The organism is Nostoc edaphicum CCNP1411, from assembly GCF_014023275.1.
GTDB lineage: Bacteria > Cyanobacteriota > Cyanobacteriia > Cyanobacteriales > Nostocaceae > Nostoc > Nostoc edaphicum_A.
Genome location: NZ_CP054698.1, coordinates 3,648,262 through 3,672,687, shown reverse-complemented (window position 1 = coordinate 3,672,687; position 24,426 = coordinate 3,648,262). Strand labels below are relative to the sequence as shown.

19 protein-coding genes and 1 pseudogene are annotated in these 24,426 nt (G+C 42.3%); 10 read left to right on the top strand and 10 right to left on the bottom strand.

Annotated elements, in window-relative coordinates; translation table 11 throughout:
- Positions 1-387: 387 nt before the first annotated feature.
- From HUN01_RS17975 to HUN01_RS17950, 6 genes are all read left to right on the top strand, one after another.
- Positions 388-2,133 (top strand): DUF3352 domain-containing protein, encoded by a 1,746-nt coding sequence (locus HUN01_RS17975; protein ID WP_181932397.1) that lies wholly within the window; start codon positions 388-390, stop codon positions 2,131-2,133.
- Positions 2,134-2,314: 181 nt separating this feature from the next.
- Positions 2,315-3,376 carry a c-type cytochrome biogenesis protein CcsB gene (gene ccsB / locus HUN01_RS17970; RefSeq protein ID WP_181932396.1) on the top strand — a complete coding sequence of 354 codons (1,062 nt, stop codon included), beginning with the start codon at positions 2,315-2,317 and terminating at the stop codon, positions 3,374-3,376.
- A gap of 379 nt (positions 3,377-3,755) precedes the next feature.
- A complete protein-coding gene (locus HUN01_RS17965) occupies positions 3,756-4,064 on the top strand; it encodes a KGK domain-containing protein (RefSeq protein ID WP_181932395.1) in 309 nt (102 codons plus the stop codon).
- 152 nt (positions 4,065-4,216) lie between these two features.
- On the top strand, positions 4,217-4,933 hold the full coding sequence (locus tag HUN01_RS17960) for a Uma2 family endonuclease (RefSeq protein ID WP_181932394.1): 717 nt from the start codon (positions 4,217-4,219) through the stop codon (positions 4,931-4,933).
- Positions 4,934-5,026: 93 nt separating this feature from the next.
- A complete protein-coding gene (locus HUN01_RS17955; protein WP_181932393.1) occupies positions 5,027-5,305 on the top strand; it encodes a DUF2281 domain-containing protein in 279 nt (92 codons plus the stop codon).
- Positions 5,302-5,724 (top strand): type II toxin-antitoxin system VapC family toxin, encoded by a 423-nt coding sequence (locus tag HUN01_RS17950; protein ID WP_181932392.1) that lies wholly within the window; start codon positions 5,302-5,304, stop codon positions 5,722-5,724. Before HUN01_RS17955 ends, HUN01_RS17950 begins: the two co-directional genes overlap by 4 nt.
- A gap of 632 nt (positions 5,725-6,356) precedes the next feature.
- On the opposite strand, the pseudogene HUN01_RS17935 reads toward HUN01_RS17950, so the two are convergent.
- Both HUN01_RS17935 and HUN01_RS17930 read right to left on the bottom strand, forming a co-directional pair.
- Positions 6,357-10,122, bottom strand: a pseudogene (locus HUN01_RS17935) (tetratricopeptide repeat protein).
- The gene (locus HUN01_RS17930; protein WP_181932389.1) at positions 10,123-10,449 is read right to left on the bottom strand and encodes a hypothetical protein; all 327 of its coding nucleotides are present in this window, start codon (positions 10,447-10,449) and stop codon (positions 10,123-10,125) included.
- A gap of 347 nt (positions 10,450-10,796) precedes the next feature.
- On the opposite strand from HUN01_RS17930, the gene HUN01_RS17925 reads away from it, so the two are divergent.
- Positions 10,797-11,381 (top strand): Npun_F5749 family FMN-dependent PPOX-type flavoprotein, encoded by a 585-nt coding sequence (locus HUN01_RS17925; RefSeq protein ID WP_181932388.1) that lies wholly within the window; start codon positions 10,797-10,799, stop codon positions 11,379-11,381.
- A 45-nt stretch (positions 11,382-11,426) separates the two neighbouring features.
- On the opposite strand, the gene cysE is transcribed toward HUN01_RS17925, so the two are convergent.
- The 8 genes from cysE to HUN01_RS17885 all read right to left on the bottom strand — a co-directional run bounded on the left by cysE (position 11,427) and on the right by HUN01_RS17885 (position 21,491).
- On the bottom strand, positions 11,427-12,191 hold the full coding sequence (cysE, locus tag HUN01_RS17920) for a serine O-acetyltransferase (protein WP_181932387.1): 765 nt from the start codon (positions 12,189-12,191) through the stop codon (positions 11,427-11,429).
- A gap of 198 nt (positions 12,192-12,389) precedes the next feature.
- Positions 12,390-12,881, bottom strand: coding sequence for a hypothetical protein (locus HUN01_RS17915; RefSeq protein WP_181932386.1), 492 nt, complete (start codon positions 12,879-12,881; stop codon positions 12,390-12,392).
- 164 nt (positions 12,882-13,045) lie between these two features.
- Positions 13,046-13,531: a nucleotide exchange factor GrpE gene (locus tag HUN01_RS17910; protein ID WP_181932385.1), complete on the bottom strand. Its 486-nt coding sequence runs from the start codon at positions 13,529-13,531 to the stop codon at positions 13,046-13,048.
- Positions 13,524-14,138, bottom strand: coding sequence for a molecular chaperone DnaJ (locus HUN01_RS17905; protein WP_181932384.1), 615 nt, complete (start codon positions 14,136-14,138; stop codon positions 13,524-13,526). Before HUN01_RS17905 ends, HUN01_RS17910 begins: the two co-directional genes overlap by 8 nt.
- 13 nt (positions 14,139-14,151) lie before the next feature.
- The gene (locus HUN01_RS17900) at positions 14,152-16,884 is read right to left on the bottom strand and encodes a tetratricopeptide repeat protein (RefSeq protein WP_181932383.1); all 2,733 of its coding nucleotides are present in this window, start codon (positions 16,882-16,884) and stop codon (positions 14,152-14,154) included.
- Complete coding sequence (locus HUN01_RS17895; protein WP_181932382.1) at positions 16,881-17,393, bottom strand: LysM peptidoglycan-binding domain-containing protein; 513 nt, start codon at positions 17,391-17,393, stop codon at positions 16,881-16,883. The genes HUN01_RS17900 and HUN01_RS17895 overlap by 4 nt, the downstream gene beginning before the upstream one ends.
- Entirely contained in the window at positions 17,390-19,612 is a 2,223-nt protein-coding gene (locus HUN01_RS17890) for an Hsp70 family protein (protein ID WP_181932381.1), read from the bottom strand. Before HUN01_RS17890 ends, HUN01_RS17895 begins: the two co-directional genes overlap by 4 nt.
- Positions 19,613-19,829: 217 nt before the next feature.
- A complete protein-coding gene (locus HUN01_RS17885; protein WP_181932380.1) occupies positions 19,830-21,491 on the bottom strand; it encodes a DUF3352 domain-containing protein in 1,662 nt (553 codons plus the stop codon).
- 158 nt (positions 21,492-21,649) lie between these two features.
- Here HUN01_RS17885 and HUN01_RS17880 point away from each other — a divergent pair, with 158 nt between their 5' ends.
- The 3 genes from HUN01_RS17880 to HUN01_RS17870 all read left to right on the top strand — a co-directional run bounded on the left by HUN01_RS17880 (position 21,650) and on the right by HUN01_RS17870 (position 24,353).
- A complete protein-coding gene (locus HUN01_RS17880; RefSeq protein WP_181932379.1) occupies positions 21,650-21,982 on the top strand; it encodes a rhodanese-like domain-containing protein in 333 nt (110 codons plus the stop codon).
- Between the two features lie 455 nt (positions 21,983-22,437).
- Positions 22,438-23,589 carry an HrcA family transcriptional regulator gene (locus tag HUN01_RS17875; RefSeq protein WP_181932378.1) on the top strand — a complete coding sequence of 384 codons (1,152 nt, stop codon included), beginning with the start codon at positions 22,438-22,440 and terminating at the stop codon, positions 23,587-23,589.
- A gap of 89 nt (positions 23,590-23,678) precedes the next feature.
- Positions 23,679-24,353 (top strand): DUF2834 domain-containing protein, encoded by a 675-nt coding sequence (locus tag HUN01_RS17870; RefSeq protein WP_181932377.1) that lies wholly within the window; start codon positions 23,679-23,681, stop codon positions 24,351-24,353.
- Positions 24,354-24,426 lie beyond the last annotated feature (73 nt).

Below are 24,426 nucleotides of genomic sequence, written 5' to 3'. Positions count from 1 at the left end.
TCTTGCATACTGAATTGAGCTTGGTTAGATAAAGTCAATACCACAGGTAGAAGCTCAGTAAATAGAAGGTAATGTAGCTTGCTGATGACTTGCAGCAATGCCCAAGTTAGTTATATCCTCGAAGTGCTTAAAATGACGGATGTGAACTTTCGGAGACTTCCTGATAGAAGCAACCGTCTCAAGGAAGTGTCCTGCGAAATTCAACAAAGCGTGTTAAAAAAGGTAACTAACTGCAAAAACACTGCTTTTGAAACATTCGGGAAGGTTGATTACGGAGTTTAAAATAGAAAAATTTATGCAGTTAACTGCCCTAAATAAGGAGAAGCTTTTTGGTTAACTTAACCAATCAAGCAAGTAATGAGTTTGCAATATGAGGTATAGGTTTCAATGGCACTGCCTGTTGTGTCTGTTCCAATGAAGAAAAATAAGAAACCGTCTCTGGTGCTGACGCTCTCGGCTGCTGGGTTATTGATTGGTGCGGGGAGTGCAGCATACTGGTTCACCCAGAGACAACCATCTTCCAGGAATTTGCTAGTAGGTGCAAATATTATTCCTGGTGATGCTCTGTTTGCGGTTTCTCTGACAACAGATCCCCAACAGTGGCAGAAATTGCGGGAGTTTGGGACAAAAGACACCCAAGCAGAACTGGACAAAAATTTAGTCCAGTTGCGCGATCGCTTTCTGACTAATAATGGTTACGATTTCCAAAAAGATATTGCTCCTTGGGTAGGCAATGACATTGCGATCGCAATTCTTGCTCCAGCAGCAGGGAATAAACCTGCACCCAAACCAGTTACCACCAATGAAAATGCTGCTATTGAGCAGCAGTCGATGGTAATGGTATTGCCAGTGAAAAACCCAGAAATCGCCAAAAGGGTTTTGGCACAACCCAAAACCCTGAAACAAGGCAAATGGATTGACCGTACTTATCAAGGGTTCGCCATTAAACAAAGTGAAGGACAAGCAGGGCAAAACTTCTCGGCTGTATTACTAGATGGGCGTTTTTTAGTGATAACTGATAGTCCCAAAGCTACAGAACGAGCCATCGACGCCTACAAAAATAAAACATCCCTAGCCACAACAGGGGGCTTTGCTGAGAATTTTCCGAAAATCGCCAACTACCAACCCTTTGCCCAATTTTACGTCAATGTGCCAGCAGCAGCCAAAATAGCCGCTGCTTCTCCAAACCGCCCTTTACCTGCTCAAGTCTTGGCTCAACTACAAAATAACCAAGGTTTAGCGGGGACAATGATCTTAGAGCCAGAAGGAATCCGCTTAAAGGGCGTTTCTTGGTTAAACCCTAATAGTCAACGACTGCTGGCGGTAGAAAACAAAGCTGGGAAAATGCAAAACCGCGTACCAGCAGAAACTTTAATGATGCTTTCGGGGGGCAATTTACAGCGGTTGTGGGGAAACTACATTTTAACGTCTCAAAGAAATCCCCTTTCACCGATCGCACCAGAACAGATTAGAGGTGGGATAAAATCGCTTACCGATCTCGATTTAGATAAGGATTTGCTCAGTTGGATGAAAGGCGAGTTTTCCTTATCACTGATTCCTACTACTCCAAAACAAGGTTCACCAGATGATTTTCGTGTGGGTTTGCTGTTCATGGTACAGACAAGCAATCGCAAATCGGCTGAAACATCCATCACTCAGCTGGATGAAGTGATGAAAAATCAATACCAATTCAAAGTGCAACCAGGGAAAGTCGGAGGTCAATCCGTTGTTAATTGGGTATCACCTTATGGTACGTTAACAGCCACCCACGGCTGGTTAGATGGAGATATCGCTTTCTTAGTAGTGGGCGCTCCCATCACTGATAAAATTGTCCCCAAACCTAACAACACACTAGCTAGTACTCTTCCCTTCCAAGAAACAGTTCCTACAGAACCCAATCCGACAAATGGTCAATTTTTCCTGGATGTGGAACGAACTGTGAAAAATTTCCCTCTACCAACTCTAATTCCCAATCAACAAATTTTGCTAGCTGCAACGCGCTCAATTGGGATGACATCTGCTGTCAGCGACAGTCGCAGTAACCGCTACGACATTTTCATTGCACTCAAAAAAGTTAGTAACACGACTACATTGCCTACTCCAGAAAGCAGTAAGAGTAACTCTGTTAGATAAGGGAGATGAGGGAGATGAGGGAGAATTATTGAATAAGTTTCTTCCTTATCTCTTCCCAATGCCCAATGCCCCATGCCCCATTCCCGATTTCCAATTTCCCCTGTCCCATGACACTCTAAACATATAGGATCAGAACAGTCAGAAATTCCATATTTTAAATTATCCACGGAGAGAACACTTTATGAATCTGGTTGTACTCCAGAACTGGCTGGACAATGCGTCCTTTGCCATATTATTCCTAACAATGCTCGTGTATTGGGGAGGAGCGGCTTTTCCGAATCTGCCTTATCTAGCCGCTTTGGGGACAGCTGGGATGGCGATCGCAAATTTGGGCATTGCGACTCTACTAGGGGCACGATGGATCGAAGCTGGTTACTTTCCCTTAAGTAATCTCTACGAATCTCTGTTTTTCTTAACCTGGGGAATTACCGCCGTCCATCTGATTGCTGAAAATAGTAGCCGCAGCCGCTTAGTAGGAGTTGCGACAGCTCCGGTGGCAATGGCGATCGCAGCTTTTGCTACTATGACACTACCATCGCAGATGCAAGCGTCAGAACCCCTAGTACCTGCCTTGAAGTCAAATTGGCTGATGATGCATGTCAGCGTCATGATGTTGAGTTATTCTGCTTTGATGGTGGGTTCATTATTAGCGATCGCTTTTTTGATTGTCACTCGTGGTCAAAATATCCAACTACAAGGCAGTTCTGTTGGTACTGGTGGCTATCGCAGCAACGGCTACCGCTTGCACAAAGCTACTGAACTAATTTCTCAACCATCAGCCCCTTCTGCCGAAAATAACGGCTTTGCCCGTTTTGAAACTAGTAGCAACGGCAATGGTAACGGTAACACTGCTGTCTTGAATTTAGTAACTACCCCTGAATCTCAAGCCGTAGTATCTGCTGAACCTCTTTCACCCCAGCGCCTTAGCCTTGCTGAAACTCTTGATAACATCAGCTATCGCATCATTGGATTAGGATTTCCCCTGCTGACAATTGGCATTATTGCCGGTGGCGTTTGGGCTAACGAAGCCTGGGGTTCCTACTGGAGTTGGGACCCCAAAGAAACTTGGGCATTAATCACTTGGTTAGTGTTCGCCGCCTATCTTCACGCCAGAATTACTCGCGGTTGGCAAGGGCGTCGTCCCGCAATTTTAGCCTCTGCCGGCTTGCTTGTAGTTTGGGTTTGCTATCTCGGTGTAAATCTTTTGGGTAAAGGTTTGCATTCTTACGGTTGGTTTTTCTAAGAACCGTTTAAATAAAACTGCCCCACCCGCCCCTTGCTAAGGCTACGATAAGTCCTTTTCACCCCCTCTAACTCTTCCTACGGTGTACACACAAGTCCTTCTCACCCCCTCTAGCCAAGGGGGAGAACCGGATATTTCCCCCCTTTGCAAGGGGGGATTAAGGGGGGTAAACCCAGGGTTTGCACTTCATTACCAAGATGTGTGTACATCGTAGCCGATGCTTTGGGGAGGGGTAACGCGAGAATTATAGGCTAATTTACCAGACATCAAATTATTACTAAATTTTTATTTGACCAGCACTAAATCTATAAAATCATCATTTTATTTCGGACGAACTGTTATATCTCTGAAAATATAGATTTATTGACAGGAGATTTTTATGGAAGATGGATTCGAGAGACTAAATCACGATGAAGTTGTGTCTATAGAACCAGACACTTTTAATAAGTTAAATATTGCCAAAACTTTTAAAGTCCGTGATTTGATTACAGCAATTAAGGAATATGTTGGAGCAGAAGAAACAGATGAAGTAAATTTGTATACCCAAGGATTAAATTGTGAAGTTTTGCAATTTAGTACTTTCGGATGGAAAAAAGGAAAAGTTCGACTTGCTTTAGAATTTTGTCCTGATGAATCTGAGTCGCCACTTGATGAAATTTTTCAAAAACTCAAACAAGTGGAAAACTAATACCTAATGAGCAAAATATCCCCGACTTCTTAAAGAAGTCGGGGATTTGATACTCTCGATGTTTGCAAATAAAATTAGGATGTGCTGAATTGCTCTCAAAATTCATTAATAAAATAAAGATGTACTAATAACTGAGGAAGAGTAAACCCATCATGCTAAAGTACGATCCATTAGCTTGTTTGCCGTCATCTGAGGAACTGCCAGACTCTGACGATACGCCAGTGGATAACGAATTACAAGACTTGATTCCCGGTTTACTTAAAGCGCTTCTGGCAATGGCTTGGCCAGAACGCATGGATTGGTTTTTTGGTGTAGATATGGGTATTTATTATGACCCAGATTTACCGCCAATAGTCCCAGATGGGTTTTTGAGTCTGGGCGTAGAGCGATTTTATGATGAAAACCTCCGCCCCAGTTATGTGCTTTGGGAAGAGAAGAAACTACCCCTATTAGTGCTGGAGGTGGTATCTCAGACATATCGCGGTGAGTACTCGACCAAAAAAGCAGAGTATGCAAGATTGGGAATTTTGTATTATGTAGTTTACAACCCATTTCGTCGCCGTAAGCCACGTTTAGAAGTTTACAAATTAGTTAATAATGCTTATGAATTACGTGATGGTAATCCCGTTTGGCTACCAGAAATTGGTTTAGGAATTGGCATCGAACGAGGAACGTATTTAGGCATACCACGCGAATGGATGTATTGGTATAACCAACAAGGACAACGGTTTTTAACACTAGAAGAAGACAAAAAACTTGCTCAACAAGAAGCTCAACAAGCAAAACAAGAAGCACAACTTGCCCAACGACGCACTCAATTATTAGCAGAACGGTTGCGATCGCTCGGCATAGATCCTGATTTAATCTAAAATGGAGTTCAAAGACTTATCCACGAAGATAAAAGCCTCATTACAGCAATTTTCTTATAATCAAATCATATCTCATCTAGCAGAGGTAAAACTATGACTATTGAACAAACAGTTCTACAAACATTCCGAGAATTACCACCAGATAAACAGCAAGAAGTTTTAGATTTTATTCAATTTCTCAAATATAAATTATCAGTTGAAAAAACATTTTCTATATCTGAACATCAAAAAAGGTTAAGAGAAAGTAAAAACATTACTGATTTTTGGTCAGCTTTACAAGACTTTAGACAAAGGGTTGATTTAGAAAGTATTGATGATGATACTTTTGAAAATCTACGGGATAAGTCACCAGGAAGAGAAGTTAATCTATGAGTCTAAATTATTTACTAGATACTAATATTTTGTCTGAGGCTAAACGACCTCATCCCAACGATAAAGTAATGGAAAAGCTAAGATTATATAGACAAGAAACAGCCACAGCTATCCTAGTTATCCATGAAATGTTATATGGTTGTTTACGTCTTCCTGTTTCTAAAAAACGTCAAGATATAGAGGATTATATCAACAACATAATTTTAGCAGAAATCCCTTTATTTGATTACGATCTAAAATCTGCACAATATCATGCTCAGGAAAGAGCTAGATTATCAAAAATTGGTAAAAATCCTGGATTTATTGATGGGCAAATTGCGAGTATTGCAGTTACAAATAACTTGATTTTAGTAACGAATAATGTAGCAGATTTTCAAGATTTTGATGGTATAAACATAGAAAATTGGTTCATTAATTAAGATACCGCATTGTTTATTTCCAAAGACTGCTTGAAAAGTGCGTAGGCGTAGCCCGTCCTAGACATCGCTCGGCATAGATCCTGATTCTCTCACCTGAATTGCTATCAAAATCTATTAATGAAATAAATCCCATAATCACGAAGACGCGATAAATCGCCGTCTCTACAATAATAATTCCTTTGTAGAGACGGCGATTTATCGCGTCTTTTGCCTTAACCGAACAACATTGCGAGGTTCACAAATGAAGCTCCGAGGTTCATCAACGAAGCTCTGAGGTTCATTAACGGAGTTCAAAGACTCGTCCACGAGTATCAAAGACTCGTCCACGAGTATCAAAGACTCGTCCACGAGTATCAAAGACTCATCCGCGAGTATCAAAGACTCGTCCGCGAGTATCAAAGACTCGTCCGCGAGTATCAAAGACTCGTCCGCGAGTATAAAAGACTCGTCCATGAGTATTAAAGACTCGTCCACGAGTATCAAAGACTCATTCACGAGTATAAAAGACTCGTCCACGAGTATAAAAGACTCATTACAGCAATTTTCATTTATTTAGAAAACACTCTCGCGTTCTTCTTTGCGCCTTTGCATGAGACAAAAAATCTTTCCGTCCTGTAATTACGAATTACGAATTACGAATTACCCATTACCCTATCAAGACTCGCCCTCACACTTTCAGCATAAGGTGACTGCAATCGCTGCAAAATCTCTAAAGCTGGTTGCAAATAGGATATCGCTTTAGTGTATTCACCCTGCTGTTCTGCCAAATCTCCTAACCTCCGCAGAGTCATTGCTTTGCCTTGGACATTTCCAATGCGTTCATTTATTTCCAAAGACTCCTTGTAAAGTGCGATCGCTTGATCCACTTCGCCTTTGTTAGCGTAGATACCTGCCAGTTGGTGCAACGTCTCAGCTTTGCCTTGGACATTACCAATGCGTTCTGTTATTTCCAAAGACTGATTGTAGAGTGCGATCGCCTCATCCACTTCCCCTTTGTTGGCTGTAGAGAATTCCCAGTTGGTGCAACGTCGCTGCTTTGCCTTGGACATTACCAATACGTTCATTTATTTCCAAAGACTGATTGAAAAGTGCGATCGCTTAATCCACTTCCCCTTTGTTGGCGTAGAGAATTCCCAGTTGGTGCAACGTCGCCGCTTTGCCTTGGACATCTCCAATGCGTTCTTTTATTTCCAAAGACTGATTGAAAAGTGCGATCGCTTGATCCACTTCCCCTTTGTTGGCGTAGAGAATTCCCAGTTGGTGCAACGTCGCCGCTTTGCCTTGGACATTTTACGAATTACGCATTACCCTATCAAGACTTGCACTCACACTTTCAGCATCCGGTGACTTCAATCGCTTTAAAATATCTAAAGCTCGTTGCAAATAGGATATCGCTTTAGTGTATTCACCCTGTCGTTCTGACAAATCTCCTAACCACCACAGAGTCATTGCTTTGTGACCAAAACTATTATTGCGTTCTTTGATTTCTAAAGATTGTTCAAAGAGTATAATAGCCTCTTCAATATCCTCACTCAGAGCATAAAGAATTCCCAATTGGTGCAAGGACAATGCTTTTCCTGGATCATTATCAGTGCGTTCATCAATTTCAAGAACTTGATTGTAAAGTGCAATCGCTTTTTTAATTTCGCCCCACTTAGTATAGATACGGCCAAGTTCATGTAGCGTCGCTGCTTTGCCAATCTCATCATTGTATTGTTCCCGCAATTCTAAAGCCTGTTGGTAGTGTGGGAGGGCTTTTTCTGGTTCTCCTTGGTAGGTGTAAAGCATTCCTAATTGGTGCAAAGTGTCAGCTTTACCTAGTCCATCACGAATTTTTTCTTTTAATTCTAAAGACTGAATATAGAGTGCAGATGCATCTTCAACTTTTCCCTGGGTAGCATAAAAATTAGCAAATCTATGAATAATTACAGCTTTTTCTTTTTCATCTGTTTCTGGACAAAGTTCCAGTGCTTGTTCATGATGTTGCTGTGCTTGTTCAAATTCACCCAGTTCGCTTTCAAGGGGAGCTATATCATTTAAAACACGATAGTTTGGGGTAAGTTCTATGGTAGATTTGCACAATCGCACTGCTTCGTGATATCGGCCTTTTTTTGTCCAGCTACTAACCAAATTATGTGTCATTTCTACAGCAATATTTTCATCCTTCCCCAACAACCCCAAGCGATGAATTTCTAACTTTTGCGCCTCCGTAGCAGTTTTCTCTTCCCACCACAGACGATACAAAATTTGTGCCGTTTGTTTATACAACTCTTCACCCTTGGGGTTTTCTGGAAACTCTAGCAACGGTGACAAAATCCGGGGAACACGATACAACCTCTCTGTGTTGTTGGTCAGCGTAACTTCCAACAAACCCAAAATTTCAGCGCGTTGAATATGACTTTCCCAACTTGAGATATCCTCACAAATCGGGGAAATCGCAGCTAGAGGAACAGGTAACTCATACACCAACAACTTCCCCAGCATAAGACGCAAAGCTGGAGTTTGCTGCTTCAGCAATACCTGTGCCAAAATATCCTCACGAAATTCCTTTTCCTTATCTGCCATCTTTTGCAGAATCATCTCAACTCCCCTCTCGGCTTCTGGCGACTGCGGGGAATTTTGCAAAATCTTATCTAACCATTCCAACAGCCGAGGATTTCCATCTGCTGCTTGTTTGGCACGTTCTGGCAAATCTGGCTGAAATTGCCAACTGCCATTAAACGAATTGAGACGATTAAACTTTTTAATTAAATCTGCCCCACCCAAAGCCCCCAGAGGTTCGCGGTACAGACGATGATTCAGTTCCGACAAAGTGAAATTGTAGCGACAGGTAATAATTACCTTGTGGGGAAGTTGGGAATTTTGCATCGCCTTTAGCAACGCCAGCAGTACATCCACAACTTGAGGTTGCAAGACATAAACCCCATTTCGTAATTCCAAATTAGCCTCAAAGTCATCCAGCACAAAGGCAAAGCGCTGTTCTTTGGTATTGAGTCCTTCAGTGAAAAACTTGGTGAGGCGCTGCATCAAGGGTAACTTGCCATTAAGAATATCATGCCCCCGTTCTGAGGTACATTGTTCAGCAAGGGTTTTGAGCAGTTTGTCCTCATCGAGTTGCCGAAAGTTCACCAGCCTGTGATAGCCAACCATCCTTTCCAGAAGTCGCGCCGTCACAGTACTCTTACCCACACCCCCCAGTCCGTGAATTAGTACCCCTAATGAAGTGCGAATAGCTTTGAGACAACGTTGCAAAGTCCGCCGTCTCCCAACAAACTCAGAGGGTTTCGCCACCCGCACCAGTTGGGTATCGGGATCTAAAAACTGTTGATATGCAGGTTCCGGCGCAGAGGGTGGGATATCTCCCAACACTTCCACCAACGCACCGGGACATTCTCCCTGGACATATAACCGCAACAAATGCCAGTCACGCACATTCTGTTTAAACAACTGCTGGTAAGTGCTAGCGAGTGCTTCAGCTAATTGATATCCGGCAGCTAATTTGCCGTAGAGGTGCGCGGCGGCGGCTGTAGCTGTCCGATCTTCCACAGGCCGCCCCCAACTTAAAACAGCGATCGCCCCTTGTGCAATTAGTGCCTCAGCCATTGAAGGGACAGCGCCTTTATCTGGTGCTTGTCCAGTCCGACACCCAGATAAAAACACCAACTTGGGAAAGCGAAACCGGAAGACTTCGGCCAGTTCTGCGGCTGTGGTTTCGTGGCGTTGCCCGATTTCCGTCTCAGTGATAAAGTAAGGCGTGTAAGGTGCTTCATCTTTAATTGAGGCGTGTCCTGTGAGGTGAAACACATCAAAGTCATTAAAATAGCGACTCCACACCTTACCTAACTCGCTAACGCAACCGCTTTCTTCCACCCGCAAATCAACAGCAAAATCTCGCGTATCAGCCAGAATTCTCGCTTCTTCCTGTTCAAACTCTAACTTTGGTTCCACGTCTTCCGGGTCGGTTGCCATAAACAATACTCGCAATTGTCGTGCTTCCACAGAAAACGCTTCCGTTTCTTTCTCAATCCAGCGCAGAGGTAACACCACTGGATTAACCCGCTTGACCAAAAAATCCTCACCATCATGCAGCACTTCCCAAGGTAGATGTGCCAATTTTTTATCAGTATCAATGGCAATTACCAACCCCTCACCGCGACAGTTAGCAATTCCCCGACTCAACCAGCGTCCATCCCCATCCAACCAAAAAAATAACTGCTTCCCGATTCCTGGTAAATTGGGCAGCAGTTTATAGTAATCTCGTTCACCTTGCTTGAGGAAATCAGTGATTTCTGCTAATTGTAGGCGACGTGATTCATAGTGCTTTATTTGAGGTAGCCAATACCTGAGTTCAACAGTTTCCTGCGTACATTCCCGAAGTTGAATGCGGATAGTTTGCACTTATTTGCTGATAGATTTGAGGATTTCCGTGATTTCCTCTATGGTAGCGTCTTCAAGTAAAATCCTGTTTCCAGTATCAGGATCAAGAATTACCACATCAAATTGCTTCCCTGGATGAGATTTATGCCATTCTTGATACCATTTGCGAATTTGTTCAGCTAAAGCCGCAACACCACCCACAATGCCGACAATAGTAGCAACAGCCGCCAAAGTTCCCTCTTTTTGCGTCGGAACTTCATAGCTTCCCGATATTCCAGGAATTTCTAGCAAACCCTCGGCTGCTGCTGGTGCGCCTTCCCCTTCAATTCCAACTTGAATTTCTGCCATAGCTCATCTGCGAATTTATACAACATAATACTGTACGTGATGTGCGACTTATTCTTAAAACCCCTCTCCAAACCTCTCCCCGAAACGGAGAGAGGCTTTGATTATTGCTCCCCTTCCCTTGTAGGGAAGGGGTTGGGGGTTAGGTCTGAGAGAAAGTTGCACACGGCGTTACTGTATATTCTGCGTTGAAATAAGGATAATACTCACCCAAAGACACAGAGACAGCAAAATTATTTACTTAGCGTTGTACCAATTGTCTAAAATAAGACAACAGACCCAAACCTAGAAACCCAGATTCAATCTGACTTTCTTCATTTTTAACTTTTAATTTTTAATTTTTAATTGATATGTCTCTTGCTCCTTGGCGAGGTGCGATCGCTCATGCACTCCATCGCAACCGTAGTCTTGTTTATGCCCGTTACCTGCAACTAGCAACGCTACAAGCGAATGGTCGCCCCGCTAATCGTACCCTAGTCTTTCGCGGCTTTTTAGAAGATACAAACCAGCTAAGATTTATCACCGATAACCGTAGTGCCAAAGCCGACCAAATACAGCAACAACCTTGGGCAGAAGTTTGCTGGTACTTCCCCAATACACGAGAACAATTCCGCATCACTGGTTGTTTGACTCTGGTAAGCGGTGATGATTCTCACCAGAATTTACAGCCAGCCCGGATCGCAATGTGGCAAGAATTAAGTGATGCAGCGCGTTTACAGTTTGGTTGGCCTTATCCTGGTAAACCCAGAATCCAAGAAGCAGGAGCCTTTGAGGCATCACCGCCCGATCCTGTTGAGCCAGTCCCTAATTTTTGCCTCCTGCTACTAGATCCGGTGCAAGTAGACCATTTAGAATTACGCGGCGAACCACAAAATCGATGGCTTTACCACCGTAATGATCAGCAACAGTGGACTAATGAAGCGATTAATCCGTGATTTAGTCAAGAGTCAAAAGATTGACCCTTAACCCTTGACTTTTAACTAAATGCCAGCACCATCTAGAAATTGCTGGATAGTCTTATCTTTGAGATTGCACCAGCGAGGATCGTGGGTTGGCTCATCCTCTTTGGTGGCTAAACAACCCACTAAAACAGGAGTTTTTTCTGAAGAATTGTTGCGCTGAAGAGTTTGTATTTGTTCTTCCAACGCCTCAATGCGGTCTACTAAAGCACGAATTACTTGAGCTTCTGAATCTGGTAAGTTATTGTGTTCAAGAGGTGAAACCCGAACTCCAGAACGATACATAATGCGCCCAGGCACGCCCACTACAGTACAGTCTGAAGGCACATCCCTTAGAACAACAGACCCAGCGCCAATACGGACATTATTGCCAATTTGGATATTTCCCAGTACCTTCGCTCCAGCCCCAACTACGACATTTTCACCCACAGTTGGATGGCGCTTGCCACATTCTTTACCAGTACCTCCAAGGGTGACACCTTGATAAATTAGGGCATAGTCTCCCACGATCGCAGTTTCACCAATTACTACACCCATGCCGTGGTCAATAAAAACACTTTGCCCAATTGCTGCACCAGGGTGGATTTCAATTCCAGTCAAAAATCTAGCCCAGTGAGAAATTAGGCGTGGAATCAAGGGAAGACCAAGAGTATACAGCCAGTGAGCCAGCCTATGAAATAGCAAGGCTTGCAAACCTGGGTAACAAAATAAAACTTCCAACCAGTTACGGGCAGCTGGGTCACGTTCAAATATGATACGAAAGTCAGCACGCAGTATAGATAGCACGAGATAGCACCCTCGGAAAGCACAACAAGCTACTCTCCCATCTTATCCTCTCAAGTGTTACACCTAAAAATTGGGGATTAGGGATTGGGGATTAGGGATTAGGGATTGGGGATTAGGGATTGGGGATTAGGCATGGTTATTCTCCTTGTCCCCTTGTCCCCCTCATCTCCCCTGCTCCCTCATCCCCTACTCCCTACTTCACTGCTGCTCCACCGTCAGAGTATAATCCCGCTTGACTCCAGGATTAAATGTACCTACCCAAATCCGATATGTGCCGTTTTTCCAGTCGCGATCGCTAACGCTAGCATCTTTACTTTTACCAGTGTCATCACCACAACGAATTGTAGTGTTATCTGGGCCTTGGATTAGTAAAGTTGTGTCGGTGTTGTTGCTATCGACTTGGATTGTCAGCTGGGAAAAGTCCTTTTCCAAAACCATAATATGATCTGGATTAGGATCGGCAAAACCAATACAGGTTTTTTGATCGCGATCGCGGTTACTTATGGCAGACAATGAGTAAGAACCACCTGTAAATCCCTGTAATGTTCCTTGTGCTTGATCAAAGTTTGTTGATAAATTGAAAGTGCCAAAATTCGCTGTCTCTGCTATTACAGGCGTAGCTGTGATGGCGGTAAGTAAAGCCAACAGCCAACCGCCGCGAAACTGAAGTCGGGGGCGACAGTATTTCATAGTAGCCCTCCAACAGGCTGTTAAATTAGTAATGATATATACATATTCTAGTTAAAAAAATATAGTGAAATTTCAGTTGGTTGTGCCACATTCAAATGTGCCACAATTGAATGTTTTTCAAGCAAGCAGATAATTGCTAGGCTGTTTCTTTATATAAACAGCAGTTATAATTCTCCAACTGATGTTTTAGATGTGATTACCTCTGTTGGACGTAGGATTTTTTCTCCTAAATAAAACCCTCGACGGACGATTTTAGTAATTGTTTGGTCTGCCACATCATTTCTGACTTCACGATCAACAACACGGCATAAATTAAAATCTGGTTGTGTACTTTGCAGTTCTATTTCTATGGGTAAAACTTGGCGCTTTCCTAGTACACTAAGAAACTTACGATTAACTGCCGCGACAGACTTGGGTAAACGCTGGATAAATTCTGGATTGGGGTTGGGGTTCTGTTCAAGATAATTCAGTAAGGCTTCTAACGCATCACCAGTTTCTAGCAATTCTAAAAATAAATCTTCAGTCTTTGCTGTGGTTTGGCTTTGCTCTTCTCGTAAGGACTGTTGTAGTACAACTTTGTCCTTTTTGAGGTTGTTAATTTCTTGTGTGATCAAGTCTAGCTGTTCTTGACTAATAATAAAATTAGACATGAGAAACCTCTTTTGATAACATCGCTAAAGTTTTAGTTGCCCAAGTTTGCGCTTGCGGATTGGTATGATTACTCAAAAGCTGACAAAGTGCGATCGCTCTTTCTGACTGTCCAATTATTTTATACACTTTAATCAGGCACATTTGGGCTTGAATGTAATCTTTACTATTCCGGTCTGTACAGCCTTGGCAGTAGTCTTCGAGGTATTTTATCGCTTTGGGGTAGCGTTCTTCTTTACAAGCTATAATGCCCTCGGTGAATAACTCTGATAGGGTCATAGCTAAAGGCTCTTGCTCTAGGCGTTCTTCTTGAGCAGATTGAGCGATCGCTTGCTCTAATCCATCAAATTCTGGCAATAAGACCAGTGTAGGTGCTGGTTGAACCAAAGGCGATAAATCGCTATATTTGAAGTGCTTAATAGTGGGTAGTATGGGGCGCAAATAGTCGGCTATAATGCGTTCCTCTGGTTTCAGTAAGCTTTTTTGAGCTTTAGCAATGATGTCTACAGGATGCTTTTTTTGCTTCATTGCCACTGCTACAGCTTTTGCAATTTCAGCTTTGGATGCTGATGGGGATAGATCCAGAATGTCATAAGGATTATATTCCATTAGATACCTTTAATTAACGAATATTCAGACTACGATAAATTTCTTGAAAAGCAGGTTCGTCTGGACAAAGTTGATAAGCCCAGCGACCTAATTGCTGAATCAAATCAAAAGATAAATTGCGGTTTTGAATACCTTTAAGCAAGGTTTTAATAAAAAACTCAGCGACATAGTGACGAATAGAGTTATGTTGTGAGTATTTGGCACGATGGACAGCTTCATCAAAGCGATCGCATTTCATCAGATTTTCAATATCCTTCAGTTCTTGACAAAATCTATAAATTTCTTGGACATTTGGATCATCTGGACAGAGTTCATAAGCCCAATAGCCTAATTGATAAATATCTTCAAATCCTAAATCACGATTTTGGAAACCCTTGATTAATATTTCTACGAAAATGTCTGAGACAATATTACGTATACGTTGATGCTGGGATTCTTTTGCACGTTGGACAGCTTCTTCAAATTTATTATTTTTTAAAAGCTTATCAATTAATTCTAATTCTTGGTTAAATTCAATTCTCTCAATTAGGTCAATTACAATAGGATTTTGATTGTCAATTTCTTTAAGTTTTTGTAGTTCTTTCAGGGCTGTTGCTGATGAAATTTGTTCATTAGCAATTTGTTCGCGTATTTGTTCTGCCTTATACTCAGCTAGATAACTTCTAGCGTCTCTACTTCCTAAAAAGTCATACCAAAACTGGGCAAACTCTAAATGTTCTTGAAAGTTTGATATAACTTGACGTTGCAATCCACAAAGTCTGTCTATTTCTTGTTGCCAATCTTGACTAGCTTGAATTTCTGGCTTTGCTTGCTTGAGAGGAATAATTGCCTCTCGCCATTTTTGTTGCTGTAGCTGATAGTAACCTTCATGATAAGCGACAAATTTCTGAGCAAATGCTGCGATATAAGATTTATCTGTGGTTGAGGGTTTAGGTTTAAGTTGAATTGCTCTTTGATAATCTCCTTCTAAACAAGCAGCGACAGCCAATCCCCAATTTGTATAAAGGAAACTTAAGATTTTTTGGTTAGCATGTATTCTATTCTCGAAAATTCCTTGCCATTGAGGAAGGTAATACTGATAACAAACAGGTGTGATATATACATCTTTTATTTTCATTCCGCGCTTTGCCGGCTCACCCATGAGATTTAGAGATACTGCTTCTAATCGGTAGCGATCGCGCAGATACAAATACTCAATAATATTTGTATCTTTCATGTCTATTGCAGTTTCTATTCGACGTTTTAATTCTAAAGAGACGGCGGCAAATTCTACAGGTTTATTTTCTAGCCAAGGCACATCTTGAAGGCTAGGATCTTTAGTTATATTTGCTAAAGCTGTTGATAAAGAAAATATTAAATTTAATAGATTTATCGGAGAAGTTTGAGCAAGATAATAATTTGCTACTGCCAAATTATGTAATGTAGTAATATTCGGCTGTGAAATCCAAGCTTTTTCGGTTTGATCGGCAATAATTTTCCATTCTTTATCTTTCCATAGTTCTGCTTCTAAACGTGGCTGAATATGCTCATTTAGATTTTCCTCTACTAAAGGATCGGAACCAAATTTTTGGAGAAATTGGGTACTCTCTGCTTTAGCCTTCTCCCAATTTTCAGCCGCTACCAACTGCTCAATATTCTGTAGTTTTAGCAGCCGTTGACGTTGGGAAAGATTTTTGAGAATCTCTCGTTGCTTGGCAATGTTAGCAGTAGATAACCCAAGCCATTCTTTATAAGCTACCTGTAAATCTTCTTGTTGGGCGTAGGCAAATCCCCGCAAATAAGCAGCTTGTTCTCCAGGTATAGCTTCTAGGTAAGTTAGTGCGGTTGCCCATGCTTGAGTTTTAATTGCCACAAGTGCTAACCGGATTTGGCAGGATGTAGAGTTAGGCAAGAGCAATCTGGCATTTCTATAAAGAGATACAGCCGCTTTAAAATCAGCCGCTTTTTCTGCTGCTAGCCCTTGGCGAAATTGTTCTCTTCCTTTAAGTGTTTGTTGTAGCTTTTCGAGTAAATCAATTCCGTCAGGGCGAGAAAATTTAGCCAGGGCATTTTTTAAAAGTGCGATCGCTCCCTGTAATCTTCCTTCACTTTCAGCTTGTTGCACCTTTTCAAAAGCAGCATCATAAATTTCTTCTTGTTGGACTTGAGCAACACTTGCAGCGATCGCCTGTTGTAGAGATTCAGTAGAATAAAGCTTTTCAGCCTCTCGGTAAACTGCGATCGCATTTTTATAGAACCGATTTTCTGCCTGAGACTGTGCCTGTGTCACTAAAGTCAAAAACTGCTGTCGCCCTTGCAGTTCTTCTTGGTACTGCTTGATTAGCCGCGAGATGCGATCGTCGTGGAGAATTTTGGTACAGCGCTGATAAATGGCGATCGCATTTGCAAGCGCTTCCGTTTCTAAAGGATCGCCCGTATCTTGCTTGAGAAAGGTTTTCGCATTAGCAGCTAGTTTATCCACTTGCGCCACTTGATAGCGCCACTGCTTTACTTGCTGAGTAAAATTGTCTAACAGCTTACCCAGCAGCAATTGACAAATCAAACGCTCCCAAAAACCTGGTTTTCTCGACCAGATAGCGAGAGCTTTTTCTGCAATCATTACTGCTTCTCGCAGATGTTTGTTTTGGGCTAATCGTGCTGCTTTTTCGCTGGCTTCTTTAGTGTGTGGTGCTTGCTTCCAGGCATCAATAATACCCACTCCCAGCAAAGTTTTAGTTAAAGCGTTCAAGCTATCAAGGATGCTCATCTATCGCTCTCCTTGCAATTGGGAATTTTTAACACATCCCCTACGTCTATATCATTTTCCCGCCCTTTGAGTTGGGGGTTAGCTTTAACCATTACTTGCCAAGAGGTTCCTTTGCCACAAAATTTTTCAGCGATCGCGCTGAGGTGATCTCCCAATTTGACAGTATAGGTAATTGGTTTTGGGGGTTCCTTAGCGGTAACAGGGGCAGTATTAACTGGTAGTTTTGGGCGATCGCTAATAACTGGATTGGGAGAAGAGACAGTTAATGTGTGTAACTGTGGTTGCAGGAAGATAAAACTGCCTATTACACCCAACCCAATGCCGATAATCAGCAAGAGTAAAGCAACTCCTAGTTGCCATTTAGCGATTTTCACTTGTCGCACAGGATTTTCCACCTGCGGTAATTCTTTGAGCATCCGAATTACAGAAAGATCGGTATCACAGTTAGGACAAGTGTCACCTTCAATTTCTTGGTAATCACACACAGGACAGTTCAGCTTAATCTTCATCGCATTAGTCCTGTGACAATGCTGTTACTGGGTAAATCCTCATTTAGCCAATGCTTGACATCTGGTTGCAATTCACTCCACAAGCGATTAGCTTCCTGTGCATCATCACTTTCCATAGCGCCAAGCATCCGAGAAAGTTTGTCAGACATGGCATTTGCTTGAGTCGGTGCAACCGCGTGGGCTTGACGAATTGCTAAAAGACAAGCTTGAATTAACTGGACTTCATCAGGTAGATTGTCAAGTTCTCTTCTTGCATCTTCACTCTTAGACTTCATCTTAGAGAGGTTATTGGTGTCGATGGCATCTTGCAATTCTTGACTCAGCTTTTGCAATCGTTCCTGCTGTGGTTGGGGAATTATCGAGCCGCAAAGTTTAACTACGCGATCGCACTGATTGGCAAGAGACTCTGCTTCTAGGCTTTCCTTAGACATGGATACCTGGAATTTTTTCAAGTTTGCACTAGCATCATCGCGTAAATAGCCGCGTTCGTCTCCCGTATCCGGATCGATGATTTTGTTGGCTGACTCCACGACTGGTAAGGCTAACTTCAGCGCTTCTTCCACACCGAGAGGAGTTAGGTTTTGGTTATTGAGTTCTGCGATCGTTTTTTCTAATTCCTTATATATTTTCTCGTCTGAGCCTCCCCGCGAAAAGGTGCAACTTACTCTCTCTGAAGGGGCATTTTTCAATGTGGCAGTCATCTTTAGCCCACTATTTTTTTCATCTAACTCCAAGTTGATTAAAATTTCCGTCCCGCGTGGATAGGATTGGTTTAAACCCAACCAAATATCTCCAATACTGTTATCTTCATATATTCCATCCAAATCTTGGCTTACTTGATCGGGGGTCAAAAATTGAAAGTGAATCAAACGTTGTCCATCAGCAACAGTTTTAAAAGTGTGGGATGTAGTCACTGGTAAGATATCACCCCTCTGAAGTACTTTCTCTTTGTTCTCTTCGCCATCCACCAGCTTGATAAAATAATCACGAGAAACTGTTGTTACTTTCTCTGTTTGTCCAGCCGCAACAATTGCTGCACCCTCCGCCACCGCATACATCGGACGCGGATGCACTACTACTTTATCCGCTCCAAAGGCTTCTCTAACTTTGCGTTGGACTATAGGAATTTGACAAGAACCGCCAACCAATAACACTACATCTACCATCTCTAAATGATGTTCAGCATCTTGTAGGGCTTGGCGGCAAATCTGAATCGATCGCTCTACCAAATCAGAAATTAGTTCCTCAAATTGCTCGCGGGTGATTTCTACTTCAATAGGAATAGCAATTCCTAATTCATCTAATAATTGAGTCGCAGGAGCAATGCAAGATACTGTAGCAGTACTTAGTTCAACTTTGGCGCGTTCTACTGCTAACTTCAAATCGGCATTAAATCGCACCCGTTGATAGTGGGGCATTTTGGCAATCAAGCCATCAATATCAGTAATTCTTTCTTGCTGGGCAAATTGCTGTTTAACAAACTTGATGATCCGAGAGTCAATGTCATCTCCTCCCAACCATAAATCTCCAGCTTTTCCCAGTTCAATAAATGAAGTTCCTGCTGCTTGAATCACCGAAGCGTCAAATGTACCACCGCCAAAGTCAAAAACTAAAATTGTTTTAAAATCTTCCCCAGTTGGAGAAAAGCCGTAAGATATGGCGGCGGCTGTGGGTTCCGGTAGCAATTCTAAGGGAGTGATTCCAGCTTTGAGTGCAGCTGTACGGGTAGCATGGCGTTGTTTATCGTTGAAGTAAGCGGGAATGGTAATCACTGCTTGATCTATGACTTCGCCTGTTTTACCAATTCCTTGGCGATAAGCTTGGGCATTTTGCACAACTTTTTTGAGAATCTCAGCAGAAATATCCTCTGGCTGATATTCTTTGCCTCCTAGCCACACTGCAATACCGTTGTCTGTTCCCTGACTCGGTTGAGCAATTTTGTAACCAAATTCCGACTTTTGTTTTTGTACGGCTGGATCGCCAAAACCTCGTCCTATTAGGCGCTTGATGGAAACAACCACATTTTCAGGATTAGCCCGGAGTTGGTTGTAAGCTTGATCTCCTACCAAAAATTTATTTTGCTCACAAGCAACAACCGATCGCGTCAGTTTCCTATCTGGGGGCGTGTTATCGTTAGCCGTAACTACTTCCACTTCTGCTAACTTAAAAGCGGCGACAGAATTAGTCGTCCCTAAATCAATGCCAATTGCTTTGCCCATTACCGATCGCTACCTGGGTATTGTGTAAATTATTTCTGATGTATTTGAGACTACTGGCACATCGAACCTAAATTGCTAGGCCAGCAGCCAGTATCTATCCAAAGATTACAAATACAAATAGCAAATGCTACAGAAAATCTACGTAAATATCATGGGGCAAAAATGCAGAAGGTGAAAAATTATTTCACCTTCTGCACTTTCAACTTTGATGAAAATCTTACGAATTACCGAGTTGGAAGAAAACGCCACCTTTGAGCGATCGCGTGTCAGTTCCATAACTACTAACTGTGAGCGATCGCAGGTTATTAAAAAACGGTTTCCCTAAGACTTCCACTAGTTTGAGAATTGGCACTTGACGCTCTAACAAATTCTGGCTCTTTATCCAGTCAAGATATATATAGCCTTGGTTTGGTAGGGGAATTGCAGCGATACTATCTTTGAAATTAGGATTGTCAATTATGGAATTATCCTTAGTTGTGAGAATTTCATCCATAGTTTCTAAGTCAGAGGTGAAAATTTCGTAATTTCCTAAAGTTGTACGCAATCCCAGTACTTTTGTTTCAATGCTAAAGGATGCTCCTTCTTTGGCATCAGTTTTTTTTGTAGCCGTGGTTAACTCTGTCCAAGCGGAGATTTTTTGCTTGTCTATAGTCAAGGGATTAATACTGAGTCCGTTGGATGAGGCGATCGCATCTAAACGAGCAATGCCTTGTTCCACACCTTCGGATTTTTCTGCCACAAAAATCCAATGGGGGGTTGTTTGCTCTTTCTCAGGTAATAATGCTATGGCATATTCCCCTTGTACCCAGCTAAAAATATCCTCTGGTAAGTTTATCCCCCAGCGTTTTTGAACATCTACCAGAGGTTTTGCTAACCGAGAAACCACATCTTCTTCAGAACCATATATAGTTGCTGTTGCTTGTTTCCAGAGTTTGGCTAAATCACTGTCACCTAAATTACTCAAATTCGAGCCGGAAATTGCCAAACCTGCGGACGCTGGAATATACTGCAATGCTCCCACAGGTTTAGATAGCGGTGGAGATGGAGGAAAAATTTCCGATGAAGTCAAAAAGGTGGTTTCCGCTAGTAATCCTTTGGGGTTTAACACCAGGGAAATGATTTCACTGTTATATGTTTGTTCTGGTAGCTCTAACCCTTGCCATTTTGCCACGATGGGAAGATTCAAGAAAGCTATAGCTAAACCCCCTTTGGGCAGTTCTTTGCTAGCTTTTTGGTATTCGGGGGAACTCGTCAAATTCAGATCGGGCGCTTGGACGTTATTGATAGCATCTCGCAGCACTTTCGGATCGTTGGCAAATAATACAAAGCCTTCGCCGACAACAGCACCAGCAAGCAAATCTTGTTCTGGTTGAGAATTGTCAGAAATCAGTTTTACGCCTTTATATTGTTCAACAGCTAAGTTTGCTCCAGCTAACGCCCGTTTAGAAAATAACAACTCGACAAACTCGCGGCTTTTCTCCGGTTGCTTGGTTGCTAGTGCTAACAGATACCCTAGCTGCTGTCCGTTTTCTGGATCGCGATCAATATCTAATGTGGTGATCGCTAATGTAATTTCGTTCCCTAACCAGGGTTGAATGTCTTGCTTGTAATCTATGCCACTTTTGGCGAATAAACTGGTTTTGAGTTTAGATAGTTCTTCTTCACGCTCCAACACCTGCAAACGGTCAGGATTCGTCAGCAATGAAACCATTGCAGGGGAAAGTTTGGAGACGAAGATGGCCGCATTAGGCTGGGGGGTAGAAGCAATGAGGTTAGCCGGATTTTTGGCGAAAAACCAGTAAAAGCCAGCGATCGCAATTACTAGCAGTGCGATCGCCCCAGCTACGATAAAACCAATAAATGAACGTTGCCTATTCACATTAAACCTATTAAAAAAGACAATTTACAGCCATTTAAGCAGAAAGCCTAGCAGAATTTATCAACCCTCTTGAGAATGGATACTCATGCGAAGGCAGAGATTTTCTGTCACCATAAATAGGATTAGGACTGTTTATAGGGAATTCTTTTAGTCAACCCATGAACCAAATTAGTGTAGAAGAACTGGGGCAACGTCTTTCTTCTCGTGATGCAAGTATTCAGCTAGTAGATGTGCGTGAACCAGAAGAATTAGCGATCGCTAGCATTGAGGGCTTTGTCAACCTACCTTTAAGTCAATTTACCGAATGGGGAGATCAAGTACCTACCCTCTTCAATCCCCAAGCTGAAACTCTTGTGCTATGCCACCACGGCATCCGCTCCGCCCAGATGTGCCAGTGGTTGATTGCTCAAGGTTTTACAAATGTGCAAAATATTTCGGGTGGTATTGATGCCTACTCCATATTAGTAGACCCTTCGATTCCCCAATATTAGCTTTTGCTCAGGTGGAACTCACTCTTCCATCTGGCTTTTGCTATGCTGATAACAGCAGTACATAACTTTAGAGCCTTACCGGAAAGCTTGCAATTTGGACATCAAGTACATCTGCACAAGATTTTTCGATTTGCCCAAATTACAGTTCAGCATGAGCCATAGCGAAAAAATACGTATCTAATAATACTGTTGCAAATGCAAATTTGTGCAAAAATACGGTTAGAAAGAAGCGCATTAAGGGTACATTATAATTAGCAGCTTTTGCCCAAAAATTGAGCTACTATCTCAAACCTACTCTTAAAAAATGCTGCATGTATATTAACTTTAAAAATACCTATCATAATGTAGCTGTATAATTTGCTATCTTAATAAATTATTAATATTCTCCGTTTTCGATTAAATCCACAAATTTTTTAGAGTTTGATTAAAATTTGCCTTCAGCAAAACATACCACAATGGAAGTCCAGTTAACAAATCGACAACAGCATATACTTTGGGCAACGGTACGTCACTACATTGCTACGGCAGAGCCAGTTGGTTCAAAGGCTTTGGTCGAGGAGTACGACCTGGGTGTAAGCTCGGCGACAATTCGCAATGTGATGGGCGTTTTAGAAAAGTCTGGATTACTCTACCAACCACACGCTTCTGCTGGACGTGTACCTTCAGACTCAGGCTATCGCATTTATGTTGACCAGCTAATTACACCTTCTCTGCGTTCGCGCAGTGTGTCGCAGACAGACGCTACGCGTAGCTTGCTTCCACGAAGTGGTACGGAAAGTTTAGGGCGAGAAGTAGAGGTGGCACTGCAAAAGCTTCTCCAGTGGGAAGATCGAAGTTTAGAAACCCTACTCCAAGGAGCCGCGCAAATTTTAGCAACCTTGAGTGGTTGTATTAGCTTAATCACTATGCCGCAAACCACTACAGCACTATTGCGACATCTGCAATTAGTGCAAATTGAAGCTGGGCGGATCATGCTGATTGTCGTAACTGATGGTTACGAGACACATTCCAAATTGATGGATTTGGCTTCAAAACCGGAAGAAAGACAGCGCGATTCAGAGGTAATCGATCGCGAGTTGCAGATTGTTTCTAATTTTTTGAATAGCCACTTGCGGGGTCGAAGTCTGTTGGAATTAGCCTATCTTGACTGGAGCGAACTAGATCAGGAGTTCCAACGCTATGGAGAATTCTTGAAAAACTCAGTTGCCGAATTGAGTCGTCGCACTCATGCACCGACTGCAACCCAAATTATGGTTCGGGGTGTGTCAGAAGTTTTGCGCCAGCCAGAATTTTCCCAGTTACAGCAGGTACAAACGATTATCCACCTGTTGGAAGAAGAACAAGACCAACTGTGGCGATTAATATTTGAGGAACCAGAACTGGAGGATGGTGCTAAACCAAAGGTAACAGTTCGCATAGGTGCAGAAAATCCATTAGAACCAATACGCACCTGCACCTTGATTTCTTCCAACTATCGCCGAGGTTCGATACCAGTAGGAAGTGTGGGAGTTTTGGGGCCAACACGCCTAGATTATGAAAGTGCGATCGCAGTAGTAGCATCTGCTGCTGATTATCTCTCTGAAGCTTTCAGTTATTTCAATCCTTAATATCGGATCGTGTAATAACAAATGAACGATATCATAGCAGGCAGATAGCCCAATTTATAGCGGCAAAATTAATAGTACTTAAATATTTCATGGTTAGAAAAATTTCCTTTAGCTTGCTGTGGCTGGGATTCACTATTTATGCGTTTTTCCTCGCGCCTCCTGAGCAACCCGGTACATTCGAGTTAATTAAAAACCTTTCTACTATGCAGTGGGAAGGTGTTAATCCTTTAGTAATAGCACTATTCAACCTCATGGGTATTTGGCCTCTCATCTACAGTGCAGTAGTGTTGATTGATGGCAGAGGACAAAAAATACCTGCTTGGCTGTTTGCGATCGCTTCGTTCGCAGTTGGTGCTTTTGCTTTGTTGCCGTACTTAGCCATTAGGGAACCAAATAATCAGTTTATTGGTAAAAAAAATACCTTACTCAAACTGCTAGATTCTCGTATGACTGGGGTTGTTTTGACGGTAGCCACAGCTATTTTAGTTACATACGGTTTAAGAGACGGAGATTGGGGCAATTTTGTCCAACAGTGGCAAACTAACCGCTTCATCAATGTGATGAGTTTAGATTTCTGTCTACTTTGCATATTATTTCCCACATTACTGAGGGATGATATGGCGCGTCGCGGTTGGAAAAATCCCCAGTTTTTCTGGTTAATAGCGTTGATACCGTTATTCGGCCCATTAATTTATTTATCTGTGCGTCCACCTTTAGAAGAAGTGGTTATAGAGTCCATATCCCAGCAGCCAGCAGCGAATTGAAGAGTGAAGTGCATTTCTCACAATCCAAAATCTAAAATCCAAAATGGTATCACCCAAAATCCCCTTTTTCAGT